The organism is Ornithinibacter sp. (assembly GCF_035443565.1).
GTDB lineage: Bacteria > Actinomycetota > Actinomycetes > Actinomycetales > Dermatophilaceae > Fodinibacter.
The window spans coordinates 1-15121 of sequence record NZ_DAORSO010000003.1; the positions used below are offsets into that span (position 1 = coordinate 1).

Sequence of the window (15121 nt, forward strand, 5' to 3'; positions counted from 1 at the left end):
ACCGCGACACGGTCGCGTCCGCGTGCTTCGAGCACGCCTCCACCAGCGGGGATGTGTCGCTGTGCCTGTACGACGTGACCACGTTGTACTTCGAGGCCGAGCATGAGGACGAGCTGCGCAAGGTCGGCTACTCCAAGGAACGACGTGTGGACCCGCAGATCATTGTCGGGCTGCTGGTGGACCGGGCCGGTTTCCCGTTGGAGATCGGCTGCTGGGAGGGCAACAAGGCCGAGACCGCGACGATGCTCCCGATCATCCGCCAGTTCCAGGAGCGGCACAGCATTGAGGCCATGGTCGTGGTCGCCGATGCCGGGATGCTGTCCGCGGGCAACCTCAAGGACCTGCACGAGGCCGGGCTGCGGTTCATCGTCGGCTCGCGGGCCACGAAGGCCCCGGCTGACCTGGCCTCGCACTTTCGCTGGCACGGGGACGCGTTCACCGACGCTCAGGTCATCGACACCATCACCCCGCGGGTGTCCACCACCACCGCGCGCGGTGTCAACGACGAGAAGAAGCGGGCCGAGCCGGTGTGGGACCCGGGCGTGCACGAGCGGTCGTGGCGGGCGGTGTGGGCGTACTCGGCCAAACGTGCTGCCCGCGACGCCAAGACGCTGACGTTGCAGGAGAACCGGGCCAAGGCCGTGATCGCCGGGGAGAAGGCTGCCCGCACCCCGAGGTTCGTGACCGTCAAGAACGGCTCACGCAGCCTGGATGAGACCTCGCTGGCGCGGGCGCGCCGCGTGGTCGGCCTCAAGGGATACGTCACCAACATCCCCGCGACGGTGATGCCCGCCGGTGAAGTCATCGCCAGCTACCACGAGCTGTGGCACGTCGAAGCGTCGTTCCGGATGAGCAAGAGCGACCTGCGAGCCCGCCCGATCTTCCACCACACCCGCGACGCGATCGAGGCCCACCTGACCATCGTGTTCGCCGCGTTGGCCGTCGCCCGCTACCTGCAAGACGCCACCGGGATGAGCATCAAGAAGATCGTCAACACCCTGCGACCGTTGCAGCAGATCCAAGTTCGCATCGCCGGCCACGAACACCTCGCCCAAGACCCGCTCACCCCCGCCGCGGAAACGATCCTCGACGCCCTCGACCTCAGCGCTCAGTGACACACCCCGGTGGCACGAGTCGGGCGAGATTGCCACGAGGATGCTGGAATGAAGGGTGATGAGAAGGCCGTCGAGGACGCGTTCTGTCGCTGGCTTGCCTCCATGGGTTGGCGGACAGACCGACAGGTCGACTTCGTCGACGTCCTGGCCACAGGGCCGCAAGGGCAACGCCTGTTCTGCGAGGCGAAAGGAAGCAGTCCCGACATCGGCATCGATTGCGACGTCCTTTACGGCCAGCTGCTAAGACGAATGAAGAACGCTGACGACCCGTCGATCCGCTACGCGGCAGTCATCAGAGACGACCCTCGAAGCGTCCGCGCCGTCACACGCGTGCCCTCAGAAGTGCGCGGCGTGCTCAAAATCGACATCTACGCCGTCGCGCTCGACGGCAGAGTGCGCCAGCTGTGAGCCCGGCGACTCGACGAGGAGTTGCGTCCTTTCGCCGCCTGATGACCTGCTTGCTCGTGATCGGCCGGAGGGGTGTAGATGGATCCGTCCCCACCGAGTGCCGTTGTGCTGTCGTCCAGGTCGTGCTGTTGAGCCGACCGGCCGCACGAGCAGCATCGAGCTCCCGATCGCCCCCGATGAAGACAGCCGGCGCGTGGGTCGTTCCTCGGCGCAGTGCCGGAAGTGCGATCCGTGGTCACGGCTCGGGTTCAGGAGCGCTCGGGCAGGGTCAGGCCCGCGGCCCTCGACGAGGTCCGCGAGACGCTGGCACTGCTGCTGGACCGATGAGGTCACGCGAGCATCACGGGTGGACTGCTTGGGTGCGTCCCTTGGCCGCCTGTTCGCCTTACCGATCTGCAACCTTCCGGATGGGGCGGACCCACGGACACAAGCACGAGCATCGAGGTGCGCCGCAACGCCGCGAGAAGGCCATGGCCGCTGGAAGGGCGAGCAGCTCCGCGTGCCGTAGACCAGTCCGTCAGGAGGGCGCGCCGAGTCGGTGTCGCACCACCCTGCGGCGCAGGGTGGGAGACGCCTCGACCTCGTAGCCGGCATCGAGGAAGACCTGGAGCAGCCCGACCGACGCCTCGTCCCAGATCACGGTCTTGCCCGGCGCCGGCTCGGTGGGGTAGCCCTCGAGGACGCGAGCGCCGACCTGCCTGCCGTACTCCACGGTGGCTGCCGCGAGCTCGTACATCAGTCCCTGTCGACGGAAGCCCGGACGCACGACGAAGCAGGTGACCGACCAGACGCCCTCGAGGTCGGGGTCCATCCGCATCCACGACTTCTGCCGGGCCCAGATCCTCGGGTAGTTCTCCCGCGGCTCGACGGCGACCCAACCGGCCGGCTCACCGTCGACGTACCCGACGAGACCCGACGTGGGGCCGCTCGTGCCACAGCCAGCCTGTTCCAGGAGCGCGACGTCGCGCTGCTCCTGGGTCGTGTCGCGCCAGATCCAGCCCGGGACCTTGAGCGCCTGGCAGCGGCACTTGCGGGCGCCGCCGGCGTCGAACACGGCCTCGACGTCCTCGCTCGTCGCGTCGTTGGCCGCTCGCCAGGTGAACTCGGGCACGTCGCGAGACTAGTCCCCGGCCGGGACCGTCTCGTCGTGGCGCTGTCCGGCCCCGCTCACGAGCATGCCGAGCGTGAAGCCGCCGACCAAGATCCCGCCAAGAATCACAAGCACTCCAACATCCATCGGATCAGCCTAGGAAGGAAAAGCCGCAAAGAGGGCGGTACGGACGGCCGGATGTGTCGGGTCGGGCGCGAGCGGCACGGCATGGGATGGTGAGTCATGGTCACCGCTGACGACAACGAGCTGGACGCGTTCTGGGAGATCGCCCGGGAACACGCGAATCTTGGCGGCGTGCCCGTCTTCTCCGGCCCGGACCCGGTGAGGACGCTCCGTCCCCCGGCGTGGGCCTTCGGTGCCACGCCCGAGCAGGCCGACGAGCTGCTCGGCCTGGTCCTCGACGGGACGAAGACCGCCACCGCCAGCTCGCACGCGGACTACGTGGCGGAGGGCGAGTCGCTCCCGGCGCCGGGGATGCTCGGCATCGTGCTCGACGGGGCCGGCCACCCCCGCGCCCTGGTCGTGACGACCGAGACGCGGGTCGTCCCGTTCGACGAGGTTGACGCCGACCACGCCCGGGACGAGGGAGAGGGTGACCAGAGCCTCGAGCACTGGCGGGTGTCCCACGAACGCTTCTTCACCGAGCACTCCGACGGTGGTTTCTCACCGGACATGCCGGTCGTCCTCGAACGCTTCAGCGTCCTCTACACCTCGCCCTGACCACGCTTGGCGGCGGCGGGCGACGGCACACCGCAGCAGCCAGGATCACGTTTGCCATGTTGATCGGCTCATGAATGTGGGGTGACGAACCCCGCTGTATCATCTGCCAGCGTGCGCGAAGATGGCCGGCATGGCTCGGCACGATCAGGAGCACGACCAACGGCCTCTGCCTGAGGAACTACCCGCATGGCCCAACATGTGGGGCGACCAACGTCAGTGGTGGGTCGACGGCGTCCCGGTCCCTCGAATCACGGCAGCGATCGCTTTCGCGGCGATCATCGTGGCGCCACTCGGAGCGTGGGTGGCGGCCACCGACCCGACTGGCTGGTTGGCGTCTCTTGTCGCCCTACTCGGCACCTTCTTCTTCTCGTTCGTTGTCGTGCCGTGGGCCATGCGCATCGCGGACCTTCGGGATCGCAGAGATCAGTAGAGAACCAACGACGGCGCAGCTCGACCGGCGTGCTTCGCTGGACGTGCAGAAGCGGTACCCAGATGAGTCGCTCAGGCTGGAGTCATGGCGGTTCGCGGGCCGTTGCACGTCCAGCGGAGCACCCGCCCGCGGGTGGACCGCGATCTAGGACTGCACGAGGGTGACCGGCATCGAGGAGTCGGCCGGCAACGACAGGTCGGATGCCGGGCGGCCCTTGAGCACCATCTGCGCTCCCAGCGCCGCCACCATCGCCCCGTTGTCGGTGCACAGCCCCGGTCGCGGCACCCGCAGCTCGATGCCCGCGGCATCACAGCGCTCCTGGGCCATGGCCCGCAGCCGCGAGTTGGCCGCGACCCCGCCGCCGATCTGCAGGTTCTCCACCCCGTGCTCCCGGCAGGCGAGCACGGCCTTGCGGGTCAGCACGTCGGTGACCGCCTCCTGGAAGCTCGCGGCCACGTCGGCGACGGGAACCGGCTCACCGGCAGCCTCCCGGGCCTGCACCCAGCGCGACACGGCCGTCTTCAGCCCCGAGAACGAGAAGTCGAACCGGTGCCGCTCCATGTCGCGCCCCTGGGTCAACCCGCGCGGGAAGTCGATGACGACCTGCCCGTCACGCGCCGCCCGGTCGATGTGCGGACCGCCGGGGAAGGGCAACCCGAGCACCCGGGCCACCTTGTCGAACGCCTCCCCCGCCGCATCGTCGATGGTCGACCCCAGGCTGCGCACGTCGTGCGTGACGTCGGGCACGAGCAGCAGCGAGGAGTGCCCCCCGGACACCAGCAGCGCCAAGGTCGGCTCGGGCAACGGCCCGTGCTCGACGATGTCGACGGCGACGTGGCTGGCGAGGTGGTTCACGCCGTAGAGCGGCACCCCGAGCGAGAGCGCCAACGCCTTGGCCGACGCCACCCCCACCATGAGCGCACCGGCCAACCCCGGCCCGGAGGTGACGGCGACGGCATCCAGGTCACGAAGGCTCACTCCCGCAGTGGTGCAGGCGCGTTCGATCGTCGGCACCATCGCCTCGAGGTGGGCGCGGCTCGCGACCTCGGGCACCACTCCCCCGAAGCGGGCGTGCTCGTCGACACTGCTCGCGATCGCGTCGACGAGCAGCGTCTCGCCCCGCACGATGCCGACCCCGGTCTCGTCGCACGACGTCTCGATGCCGAGCACCAACGGCTGGTCACTCACCGCCAACCTCCGCGTCGGACAGGATCTTTCGCATCACGAGGGCGTCGATGTCGCCCGGTTGGTAGTAGCGCCGGCGCGTGCTGACGACGGTGTACCCCGCCCGGTCGTAGAGCCCGATGGCCGCGGCGTTGTCGGCGCGCACCTCGAGCATGACGGATGCCGCCCGCCCGGCCCTCGCTCGCGTCTCGAGCTCGTCGAGCAGTCGCCGACCCAGGCCCCGGCCCCGTGCCGACGGTGCGACCGCGATCGTCATGACGTCGGCCACGTCGCCGCCGTGGTCGAGGCCGGCGTACCCGAGCACCTCAGCACCCTCGACCTCGGCCACGTAGTCGCGGCGCGGACGCCCGGCGAGCTCGGCCCACCAGGTCTGCTGCGACCAGGCGTCGTCGGCGAACAGCTCGCGCTCCAGCTGCGCCAGCTGCTCGATGTCGGTCCAGTGCACGTCACGCAGGGTGCTCACGAGGTGGCTCCCCGCTGCGCGCTGGTCAGGGCGTCGGGGCGGCGCAGGTAGAGCGGCTCGACCGGCATCGGCGACCCGGCGACGATGCCCCGGGCACCGACGAGCGCGAGGACACCGGCATCCACGTCGAGGATCTCCACGGCCTGCGGGAACAGGTCCGGGTAGAGCACCGGGCCGCGACCCAGCGTCGGCAGGGCACGCACGTCCTCGAGCAGCTCCGCGGGGCGGTCGACGGCCGGCCCCGACAGGCGCTCCACGGCATCCGACTCGATGCGGTAGCGGGCCCAGTAGACCTCCTTGCGCCGCGCATCGGTCGCGACGAGGATCTCGCCGTGCGTCGCCGCAGCCCCCTGATGGGCCAGCACGTCGAGTGAGCACAGCCCGAACACCGGGATGCCGAGGGCGTGAGCCATCGTCACGCCCGTCACCATGCCGACCCGCAGGCCCGTGAACGGCCCCGGACCGTTGCCGACGACGACCCCGGTGAGGTCGCCCGGGGTGAGGTCGTTGTCCGCGAGCAGCGTCGCGATGAGCGGCGCGAGCTGCTCGGTGTGCCCGCGGGCATCGACGTGGTGCGCGGCCGCGACGACCCCGAGGCCGTCGCTGAGCCCGGCCCCGATCGCGGACGTCGACGTGTCGATGCCGAGGATCAGCACGGCTCCCCTCCCAGGGCCGCCAGGGCGGCAGCTGCGTCGTCGGACGTCCAGCGCCCGCCGAGGCCGGTCACGGTCACGGTGCGCACCTCGGTGGCCGGGTCGACGTCGAGCACGACCTCGAGCCGGTTCTCACTGAGGTCCTCGGCCAGCCCCTGCCCCCACTCGACAACGGTGACGCCGTCCTCGACGGAGGCATCGAGGTCGAGAGCGTCGAGCTCGAGCGCGCCGCCGAGTCGGTAGGCGTCGACGTGCACGAGCACCGGGCCCCCGACGAGCGAGGGGTGCACCCGGGCGATGACGAACGTCGGCGAGGTCACCGGGCCCCGCACCCCGAGCCCGTCACCGAGCCCCTGGGTGAGGGTGGTCTTTCCCGCACCCAGGCCACCGGTCAGCACGACCAGGTCCCCCGCACGCAGGAGGGCACCGAGCGCACGCCCCAGGGCCTGGGTGTCCTCGACCCCCGGCAGCACGATCTGCCGCGCGGTCACGACGCCGCCTCGCGACCGGCCCGGCGGGACTTCGCCCGCGCCACCCGACGCTTCTTGGAGATGTCCTGCACGGTGCGGCGAACCCGCGGCTTGTCGCTGACCGGCAACCCTTCGGCGACGGCGCGCTGGGCGCGGCCGATGAGCATGAGCAGCTGCTGCGTGACCACCTGCGGGTGCTCGAGCTGCAGGATGTGCCCGGCGTCCTCGACGACGACGTGTTCGGCCCCGGGGATGCGACGCACGATCTCCTCGCTGTGCGACGGCGGGGTGATGAGGTCACCGTCGCCGTTGATGACCAGCGTCTCGACGCCGACGAGGGCCGTCAGCTCCCCACTGATGTCGAGGGCGTCCATGTCTGGGAGGAAGGCAGCCATGACGTCGAAGGACGTCCCGAAGATCATGTCCCCGACCAGCTGGACGAGGTCGGTGCTCACCGGCGAGTCGAACGCCCACCGCTGCACCGCGGCATCCTGCACACCCTTGCCCATCTTGCGCAGGGCACCGATCGGGCCGGCGTGCCGCGAGAGCCGGGTCAGCACGGTCGGCCCGAACGAGCCGACGACCCGTCCCGCCGTCGTGCCCAACCCGAACTCGGTCATCTCGTCGCCGCCGGGGCTCGTCGAGACCAGGGCCACCGCGAGCACGCGGTCGCGCACGACGTCGCGGTGCTGCCCCGCGTAGGACATGATCGTCATGCCACCCATCGAGTGCCCGACGAGCACCACCGGCCCGGACGTGCAGGTGGCGTCGAGCACGGCAGCCAGGTCGCGCCCGAGCTGGTCGATGGTGCACCGCTCGAGGTCGGGCATGCCGGAGCGGCCGTGGCCGCGCTGGTCGTAGCTGACGACCCGGAAGCCCGAGTGCTTCAGCGAGCGGCGCTGCAGGACCCAGGACTGCATGGTCAGGGCGAACCCGTGCACGAGCACCACCGTCGGAGTGCGGCCCGCGAGGTGGCGCCGACTCAGGCTCGTCGTGTCGGGGGCATCGATCTCGACGTGCAGGGCCACGCCGTCCTCGGTGGTGACGATGAGGGCCTCGGTCGGGGTGTGCGCCCAGCCGTCGGGGGCGTCGACCGACCGGTAGCCGGCGCGCGCCCGCGTGACCCGTTCACCCACGGCGCTCGCGACCGTGGCCACCGGCCCGAGTGGTCCGAACCGCGCCATCAGAACGGCCCCCCGAGCAGGACCCGCGGCAGGCGAGGGCTCATCCGGGTGACGATCTCGTAGTTGATGGTGCCGGCAGCCTGCGCCCAGTCCTGCGCGGACGGCTCACCGTCGGCTGCCCGCCCGAGCACCACCACCTCGTCCCCGGCCGCGCCTGCGAAGTCCGGCCCGAGGTCGAGGACGACCTGGTCCATGCACACCCGCCCCGCGATGGTGAGGCGCCGATCGCCGACGAGCATCGGCCCGGCTCCCCCGGCTGCACGCGGGATGCCGTCGGCGTACCCCATCGGCACGAGGCCGAGCACGGTGTCGCGGTCGGTGACGTACTCGTGCCCGTAGCTGACCCCTTGCCCCGCAGCCGCCCGCTTCACCACGGAGAGGCGAGCCGTGACCCGCATCGCCTCACGCAGGCCGAAGTGCGCGCTGTCGCCGAGGTCGGGCACCGGTGAGAGCCCGTAGACCGCGAGCCCGGGCCGCACGAGGTCGAAGTGGGCGCTCGGGTTGGTCAGCGTCGCCGCGGAGTTGGCCAGGTGGCGCAGCGGGGGTCGCACCCCGGCACGAGCAAGCTCGTCGCAGGCTTCCTCGAAGCGCACCTGCTGGGCCCGCACCGTCGGGTGCTGCGGTGCATCGGCCCACGCGAAGTGCGACCACACGCCGGTCACCTCGACCGCGCCCTCGGCCTGCGCCGCGGCGAGGCGCGCCACCATCTGCGGCCAGTCGGTGAGGATGCCGCCGCGCCCGAGTCCGGTGTCGACCTTGACCTGGATGCGTGCGGGAGCGCCACGCTCACGCACGGCCGCGAGGACGGCATCCAAGGACCACATGCTCCCGACGGTCACCTCGATGTCGGCGTCGATGGCCCCACCGATGTCGGCGCCGGGCGCGAAGAGCCAGGTGAGCAGCGGGGCCGTGATCCCTGCCTCGCGCAGGCGCAGGGCCTCGGCGAGCTGGGCCACGCCGAGCCACGAGGCGCCACCCGCGAGCGCGGCGCGCGCGCTGTCGACCAGCCCGTGACCGTAGGCGTCGGCCTTGACGACGGCCAGCACCTGCGCCGGGGCGGCCCGGCGCACGAGTTCGGCGACGTTGTCGCGGATCGCGTCGAGGTCGATGCTCACCCACGCCGAAGCACCCGCGGGCGCGGGCACGGGAGCGGGAGGAGTTGTCATGGGCCTGTTGAGTCTAGGACGAGCGGTTGGTGGCGCGACCCAGCAGGTGAGCAACGGCATCCGGGATGCCGTGGGCGACCCGCAGTGCCCGCACCGGGCCTCCCGGGTTGGCGCGGTCCGCAGCGACGCCGTGCACGAGGGCGCCGAGCGCCCCGGCCGAGTCGGGCGGCAGCCCGGCGGCCACGAGCGTGCCGAGCAACCCGGCGAGGACGTCGCCCGCACCGGCGGTGCCGAGCCAGGCGGGCGCGTCAGCCTGGGACCAGGCCGGGGCGCCCTCACCGGGCCCGACGACGACGGTGGTCGAGCCCTTGAGCAGGACGGTGGCGCCGGTGGCGACGGCGAGGGCCTTGGCGTGGGCGACCGGGGAGGCCTCGACCTGCCCCCGCGTCACCTCCCCCTGTCCCGAGATCGACCGAGAGGTCGCTCCAGGGACGCCCGGGCCGGCAACGCTCAGGCGGCTGAGGAGGCGGGCACACTCCCCGGCGTGCGGGGTCAGCAGCGTCGCACGCCCGGTCCGCAGCCGCACGAAGTCGGCATCGACGAGGTCGAGCCCGCCGGCATCGAGGACGACCGGCTCGTCGCCGGCAAGAGCGGCACGCGCCACCTCGAGCTGGGCAGCGGCGTCGGCGCCGGTGGCCTCGACGTCGAGCCCCGGTCCGATCACCCAGGCCTGCACCCGGCCGGGCCCGTGGACGGCCTCGGGCACGGCCGCGCGCACGAGGGCGCTCGGGGTGGGCGTGCCGACGTAGCGCACCATGCCCGCACCGGACTCGACGGCCGCCGTGACGGCGAGCACCGCAGCCCCCGTGTACGCCTCACCACCGGCGACGACCCCGACGACGCCTCTCGAGTACTTGTCATCGGCCGGTGTCGGCACCGGCCACAGGGCCGCGACGTCGTCGTGGTCGAGGCGCAGCACCACCGGGTCGGCGGCCAGCTCGAGGCCGATGTCGACGACGGTGAGGATGCCGCACGCCTGCTCGGTGGGCGGCAGCAGGTGCACCGGCTTGGGCACCGAGAAGGTCACCGTCTCGTCGGCGAAGACCCCGTCGGGGTCGAGCGCCCCGCCCATCGGGTCCTGTCCCGAGGGAAGGTCGACGGCGATGACGTATGCCGTGTCGGGCACTGCGGCCACCCAGGCAGCAGCCCACGGCGGCAGGCCCGGGCGTGCCCCGATACCGAGGATGCCGTCGAGCACCACGTCGGCCTCGGCCAACGCTGCCGGGTCGGTCGTGAGCAGGACCCCAGCCTCCTCGGCGGCGGCCCGTGCCCCCTCGTGCACGACCTCGTCGTGCAGGGCGACCGCGTTCCAGCCGGCCTCGGCCAGCCGCGCCACCGCGTACAGGGCGTCAGCGCCGTTGTTGCCGGGCCCGACGAGGGCGGCGACTGCCGCACCGTCGCACTCCTGGAGGCGGGCGGCCGCCACGAGGGCAAGCCCCTCGACCGCCCGGGCCATCAGCTCACCGTCGGGCAGCGTGGCCATGAGCGCCGCCTCGGCGCCGTACACGGCATCCGTCGACCACGCCCGGTTCACGCCGACGACTCCAGTGAAGCACCGGGTCCCTCGGCGACGACCACCGCCGAGGCGATCCCGGCGTCGTGCGAGAGCGAGACGTGGATCGAGGTGATCCCCAGCGCCTGCACCCGTGCGTCGACGGTTCCGCGCACCTCGAAGTGCGGGCGGCCGTCGGGGCCGCGGTGGACCTCGGCGTCCTGCCACTGCATGCCGGCAGGTGCACCCAGGGCCTTGGCCAGGGCCTCCTTGGCGGCGAACCGCGCCGCCTTGGAGTTCAGCGCCATCTCGCGCTCGCGCGGTGTGAAGAGTCGATCACGCAGGGACGGGGTGCGCTCGAGCGCCGCGCCGAAGCGAGCCACGTCGACGACGTCGATCCCGACCCCCAGGATCACGACCCCTCACTCAACGGTGACGCTCTTGGCGAGGTTGCGCGGCTGGTCGACGTCCAACCCCTTTGCCGTGGCCAGGTGCAGCGCGAAGATCTGCAGCGGCACGATCGTCAGCAGCGGCATGAGCAGCGGCAACGTCGCGGGCACCCGGATCACCTCGTCGGCGAAGGGCACGACGTCCTCGTCGCCGTCCTCGGCGATCACCAGGGTGCGTGCCCCGCGGGCCCGGATCTCCTGGATGTTGGAGACGACCTTCTTGTGCAGCTCGTGCGGGGTGTCCGGGCCGGGCACGACGATGAACACCGGCTGGCCGGGCTCGATGAGCGCGATCGGGCCGTGCTTGAGCTCACCGGCCGCGAAGCCCTCGGCGTGGATGTAGGCGATCTCCTTGAGCTTGAGGGCACCCTCCAACGCGATCGGGTAGCCGACGTTGCGCCCGAGGAAGAGCACCGACCGGCTGTCGGCCATGAAGCGGGCGATCTCGATGACCCGGTCCATCCGGTCGAGCACCGTCTGGATGTGGTCGGGCAGGCCACGCAGCTCACGCATGACCGCCTGGGCGTTGACAGCGTGCTCACCGCCACGCATCTGCGCGAGGTAGAGCCCGAGCACGTAGGCGGCGGTGATCTGGGAGGTGAAGCCCTTGGTCGAGGCCACCGCCACCTCGGGCCCGGCGTGGGTGTAGAGCACGGCGTCGGACTCACGCGGGATGGTCGAGCCGTGGGTGTTGCAGATCGACAGGGTGAGCGCGCCCAGCTCTCGGGCGTGCTTGACCGCCATCAACGTGTCCATGGTCTCGCCGGACTGGCTGATGGAGACCACGAGGGTGCGGGAGTCGGCGATCGGGTCGCTGTAGCGGAACTCGTGGGCCAGCGAGACCTCGACCGGGATCCGGGTCCAGTGCTCGATGGCGTACTTCGCGACCATCCCCGAGTACGCGGCGGTGCCACAGGCGACGACGACGATGCGGTCGATCTGCCCGAGCTGCTCCTCGGAGATGCGCACCTCGTCGAGCACGAGGCGACCTTCGTCGTCGGTGCGCCCGAGCAGGGTGTCGGCGACCGCGTGCGGCTGCTCGTAGATCTCCTTCTCCATGAAGGTCTCGTAGCCGCCCTTCTCGGCGGCTGCGGCGTCCCACGTGACCTCGTAGGCCTTGCCGTCGGCGGGGGTGCCGTCGAAGGCGATCACCTCGTAGCCGTCCGGGGTGATCGTGACGATCTGGTCCTGGCCGAGCTCGAGCGCGTGGCGGGTGTAGCCGATGAAGGCCGCGACGTCGCTGCCGAGGAAGTTCGCACCGTCCCCGAGGCCGACGACCAGCGGGCTGTTTCGACGGGCCCCGACGACGACCCCGGGGCTGTCGGCGTGCACGGCCAGCAGCGTGAAGGCGCCTTCGAGGCGGCTGACCACGGCGCGCATGGCCTCGGTCAGGTCACCCAGGCGGTCGTACTCGCGGCCGACGAGCTTGGCGGCGACCTCGGTGTCGGTCTCGGAGCTGAACTCCACGCCCTCGGCGAGCAGCTGCTTCTTCAGGGAGTGGAAGTTCTCGATGATGCCGTTGTGGATCAGCGCGAGGCGGTTGCCCTCGCCACCACGGTGCGGGTGGGCGTTGCCGTCGGTCGGGCCGCCGTGGGTGGCCCACCGGGTGTGTCCGATGCCGGTGCGCGACGGCGCCAGCGGGTGCGCCTCCAGCGCCGAACGCAGGTTCTCGAGCTTGCCCGACCGCTTCTCGGTGGCGACACCGTCCTCGGTGACGAGCGCCACGCCGGCCGAGTCGTACCCCCGGTACTCGAGCCTCGCGAGCCCCTCCATCACGACGTTGAGGGCCGTGTCGTCCATGGTCCGGCCCACGTAGCCGACGATTCCGCACATGGACCCCAGCGTAGTGCGAGCAGGAGGGCCGAGCGCGGCGCAGCCACGAGAAGCGGCACGGCATACGCAACAATGGCGCGGGTGAGCGCCACCCAGGAGCGAGCCACGGCGCCGACGCCGTACGTCGACCTCGACCGCGCCGCGTGGTCGAGGCTGCGCGAGAACCACCCGATGAGCCTGGAGCAGCGCGACCTCGCGCGGCTACGGGGTCTGGGTGACCGGCTCGACCTGCGCGAGGTCGAGGAGGTCTACCTCCCCCTGTCGCGGCTGCTGCACTTCTACGTCGAGGCCACCCACGGGCTGCGGCTCGCCACGAGCGAGTTTCTCGGCGAGCGGCCGACCCGGGTCCCGTTCGTCGTCGGCGTGGCCGGGTCGGTGGCGGTCGGCAAGTCGACGACGGCCCGCATCCTCAAGGAGCTGATGAGTCGCTGGCCGCAGACGCCACGCGTCGAGCTCGTCACCACCGACGGCTTCCTCTACCCGAACGCCGAGCTCGAGCGTCGGGGCCTGCTGCAGCGCAAGGGCTTCCCGGAGTCCTACGACCGCCGCGCGCTCATGAGGTTCATCGCCGACGTGAAGTCAGGGATGCCGTCCGTCCAGGCTCCGATGTACTCGCACCTCACGTACGACGTCCTCCCCGGCAGCGTGAGCGTGCGGCGCCCCGACGTGCTCATCGTCGAGGGACTCAACGTCCTGCAGCCTCCACAGGTCCGCCCGGACGGCACGAGCACCGGCGCGATCTCGGACTACTTCGACTTCTCGGTGTACGTCGACGCACCCGTCGAGGAGATCCGCACCTGGTACGTGCAACGGTTCCTCCGCCTGCGGGAGACCGCGTTCGCCGACCCCAAGTCCTACTTCCACCGCTACGCCGCTCTCAGCGACGACGAGGCGGTCGCCACGGCGCGCCGGATCTGGGAGCAGATCAACGAGCCGAACCTCGTCGAGAACGTCCTGCCGACCCGGGACCGCGCGACGCTCGTGCTGAGCAAGGGCGCCGACCACGCGGTCACCGGCATCCGGCTGCGCAAGATCTGACGATCAGTACCAGTGCGGGGAGCGGCTGTTCCACTTGCTCAGGGCGTTGCACGGGGTGCCGTACGACTTCTTGATGTAGTCCAGCCCCCACCGGATCTGGGTCACCGGGTTGGTGCGGTAGTCCTTGCCCATGGTCGCCATCTTGCTGGCCGGGAGCGACTGCGGGATGCCGTAGGCGCCGGATGACGGGTTCTCGGCGTTCCACTTCCAGCCGCTCTCACCGATCCACAGGCGCTCGAGGCAGGACCACTGGCCCTGACCGAAGCCGTACTCCGGCATGAGCAGCCGAGCAGCGGCCTTCGGGTCCTTCTTGGCGTCGGCGACGATGCGCTTGCGCTCGGCAGCGCGTGCGGCCGCCTTCGCCTTGGCCTGACGTGCGGCCAGGGCCTTCGCCGCTGCGAGGCGTGCTCGCTCGGCCTCACGGGCCGCGACGGCCGAGCGGGCCGCGTTGGTGTCGGTGCGCGCAGTCGCGACGCGAGCGGCATCCTCCTCCTCGGCGGCGAGCTGCTCCGTCGAGGTCTGCTCGGTGAGCCCGTCGACCGCGAAGGTCATCGCCTCGGCGCGGGCCTGGCTCTCCCCGACCGAGACCGCGAGGGCACCTCCGGCGAGCACCGCAGCCACTGCCCCGCTCGCCAGCACCGGTCGCGCACCGGTCGCTGCGAGAGCGCGGCGCAGCCCGCTGCGCTCGGGGCGCGCGGCGGCATGGCGAGGCGCGTGACGCGCGGTGTAGCGAGCCATGGGCAGGCAGGGGACCTCTCGTGCGGGAGATGCTCAGGGGGGGCTGGACGCAGCCGGTGGAGCACTCACGTCGTTACCGAATCGAGACACAAGGTTACGGGGTCAGGCGGCGTTGGGTGAAATCGCCTGTTCAGAAGTCGATGTGCTCAGACGTCGATGTGCTCAGACGTCGATGCCCTCGAGGAGGTCGGTGACGAGCGCGGCGATGGGGCTGCGCTCGGACCGCGTGAGCGTCACGTGGGCGAAGAGCGGGTGCCCCTTGAGCGCCTCGACCACCGCGACGACACCGTCGTGACGGCCCACCCGCAGGTTGTCGCGCTGGGCGACGTCGTGGGTCAGCACGACGCGGGAGTTCTGCCCGATGCGCGAGAGAACGGTGAGCAGCACGTTGCGCTCCAGGCTCTGGGCCTCGTCGACGATGACGAACGCGTCGTGCAGGGACCGGCCCCTGATGTGGGTCAGGGGCAGCACCTCGAGCATCCCGCGGTCGAGGATCTCCTCGACCACCTCGCGCGACACCACCGCGGAGAGGGTGTCGAAGACGGCCTGCCCCCACGGGTTCATCTTCTCGGCGGCGTCACCGGGCAGGTAGCCGAGCTCCTGACCGCCCACCGCGTACAGCGGCCGGAAGACGACGACCTTGCGCTGCTGGCGCCGCTCCATGAC

Annotated in this window: 17 protein-coding genes; 5 read left to right on the forward strand and 12 right to left on the reverse strand. The window is 71.2% G+C overall.

Annotated elements, in window-relative coordinates:
• Together PLL68_RS00715 and PLL68_RS00720 are read left to right on the forward strand one after the other, a co-directional pair.
• Nucleotides 1-1115, forward strand: a 1115-nt coding sequence (locus tag PLL68_RS00715; RefSeq protein ID WP_324530690.1) for an IS1634 family transposase, incomplete at its 5' end; no start/stop codon positions are given.
• Nucleotides 1116-1163: 48 nt separating this feature from the next.
• Nucleotides 1164-1523, forward strand: coding sequence for a hypothetical protein (locus PLL68_RS00720; RefSeq protein WP_324530692.1), 360 nt, complete (start codon nucleotides 1164-1166; stop codon nucleotides 1521-1523).
• 517 nt (nucleotides 1524-2040) lie between these two features.
• On the opposite strand, the gene PLL68_RS00725 is transcribed toward PLL68_RS00720, so the two are convergent.
• Entirely contained in the window at nucleotides 2041-2634 is a 594-nt protein-coding gene (locus tag PLL68_RS00725; protein ID WP_324530694.1) for a GNAT family N-acetyltransferase, read from the reverse strand.
• Between the two features lie 36 nt (nucleotides 2635-2670).
• Between PLL68_RS00725 and PLL68_RS00730 the strand changes: the two genes are divergently transcribed.
• Entirely contained in the window at nucleotides 2671-2853 is a 183-nt protein-coding gene (locus PLL68_RS00730) for a hypothetical protein (protein WP_324530696.1), read from the forward strand.
• A 3-nt stretch (nucleotides 2854-2856) separates the two neighbouring features.
• Nucleotides 2857-3354, forward strand: a complete 498-nt coding sequence (locus PLL68_RS00735) for an ASCH domain-containing protein (protein ID WP_324530698.1) — start codon at nucleotides 2857-2859, stop codon at nucleotides 3352-3354.
• Between the two features lie 574 nt (nucleotides 3355-3928).
• Here the strand turns inward: PLL68_RS00735 and tsaD are convergent.
• The 9 genes from tsaD to glmS are packed head-to-tail and all read right to left on the reverse strand — an operon-like array spanning nucleotide 3929 to nucleotide 12679.
• Entirely contained in the window at nucleotides 3929-4972 is a 1044-nt protein-coding gene (tsaD, locus tag PLL68_RS00740; protein WP_324530700.1) for a tRNA (adenosine(37)-N6)-threonylcarbamoyltransferase complex transferase subunit TsaD, read from the reverse strand.
• Nucleotides 4965-5432, reverse strand: coding sequence for a ribosomal protein S18-alanine N-acetyltransferase (rimI, locus tag PLL68_RS00745; protein WP_324530702.1), 468 nt, complete (start codon nucleotides 5430-5432; stop codon nucleotides 4965-4967). Before rimI ends, tsaD begins: the two co-directional genes overlap by 8 nt.
• On the reverse strand, nucleotides 5429-6088 hold the full coding sequence (gene tsaB / locus PLL68_RS00750; RefSeq protein WP_324530704.1) for a tRNA (adenosine(37)-N6)-threonylcarbamoyltransferase complex dimerization subunit type 1 TsaB: 660 nt from the start codon (nucleotides 6086-6088) through the stop codon (nucleotides 5429-5431). The genes rimI and tsaB overlap by 4 nt, the downstream gene beginning before the upstream one ends.
• Nucleotides 6082-6576, reverse strand: coding sequence for a tRNA (adenosine(37)-N6)-threonylcarbamoyltransferase complex ATPase subunit type 1 TsaE (tsaE, locus tag PLL68_RS00755; RefSeq protein WP_324530706.1), 495 nt, complete (start codon nucleotides 6574-6576; stop codon nucleotides 6082-6084). Before tsaE ends, tsaB begins: the two co-directional genes overlap by 7 nt.
• On the reverse strand, nucleotides 6573-7691 hold the full coding sequence (locus PLL68_RS00760; protein ID WP_324530708.1) for an alpha/beta fold hydrolase: 1119 nt from the start codon (nucleotides 7689-7691) through the stop codon (nucleotides 6573-6575). Before PLL68_RS00760 ends, tsaE begins: the two co-directional genes overlap by 4 nt.
• A gap of 47 nt (nucleotides 7692-7738) precedes the next feature.
• Nucleotides 7739-8905 carry an alanine racemase gene (gene alr / locus PLL68_RS00765; protein WP_324530711.1) on the reverse strand — a complete coding sequence of 389 codons (1167 nt, stop codon included), beginning with the start codon at nucleotides 8903-8905 and terminating at the stop codon, nucleotides 7739-7741.
• Between the two features lie 13 nt (nucleotides 8906-8918).
• On the reverse strand, nucleotides 8919-10439 hold the full coding sequence (locus tag PLL68_RS00770; protein ID WP_324530712.1) for a bifunctional ADP-dependent NAD(P)H-hydrate dehydratase/NAD(P)H-hydrate epimerase: 1521 nt from the start codon (nucleotides 10437-10439) through the stop codon (nucleotides 8919-8921).
• Complete coding sequence (locus tag PLL68_RS00775; protein WP_324530714.1) at nucleotides 10436-10813, reverse strand: holo-ACP synthase; 378 nt, start codon at nucleotides 10811-10813, stop codon at nucleotides 10436-10438. Before PLL68_RS00775 ends, PLL68_RS00770 begins: the two co-directional genes overlap by 4 nt.
• A 6-nt stretch (nucleotides 10814-10819) precedes the next feature.
• Complete coding sequence (glmS, locus tag PLL68_RS00780) at nucleotides 10820-12679, reverse strand: glutamine--fructose-6-phosphate transaminase (isomerizing) (protein WP_324530716.1); 1860 nt, start codon at nucleotides 12677-12679, stop codon at nucleotides 10820-10822.
• A gap of 72 nt (nucleotides 12680-12751) precedes the next feature.
• Here glmS and coaA point away from each other — a divergent pair, with 72 nt between their 5' ends.
• Nucleotides 12752-13717: a type I pantothenate kinase gene (gene coaA, locus PLL68_RS00785; protein ID WP_324530718.1), complete on the forward strand. Its 966-nt coding sequence runs from the start codon at nucleotides 12752-12754 to the stop codon at nucleotides 13715-13717.
• A 3-nt stretch (nucleotides 13718-13720) separates the two neighbouring features.
• Here coaA and PLL68_RS00790 read toward each other — a convergent pair whose 3' ends face one another.
• Together PLL68_RS00790 and PLL68_RS00795 are read right to left on the reverse strand one after the other, a co-directional pair.
• Nucleotides 13721-14455 (reverse strand): aggregation-promoting factor C-terminal-like domain-containing protein, encoded by a 735-nt coding sequence (locus PLL68_RS00790; protein WP_324530720.1) that lies wholly within the window; start codon nucleotides 14453-14455, stop codon nucleotides 13721-13723.
• A 162-nt stretch (nucleotides 14456-14617) separates the two neighbouring features.
• Nucleotides 14618-15121: PhoH family protein (locus PLL68_RS00795; RefSeq protein WP_324530722.1), on the reverse strand; the 504-nt coding region annotated here is incomplete at its 5' end.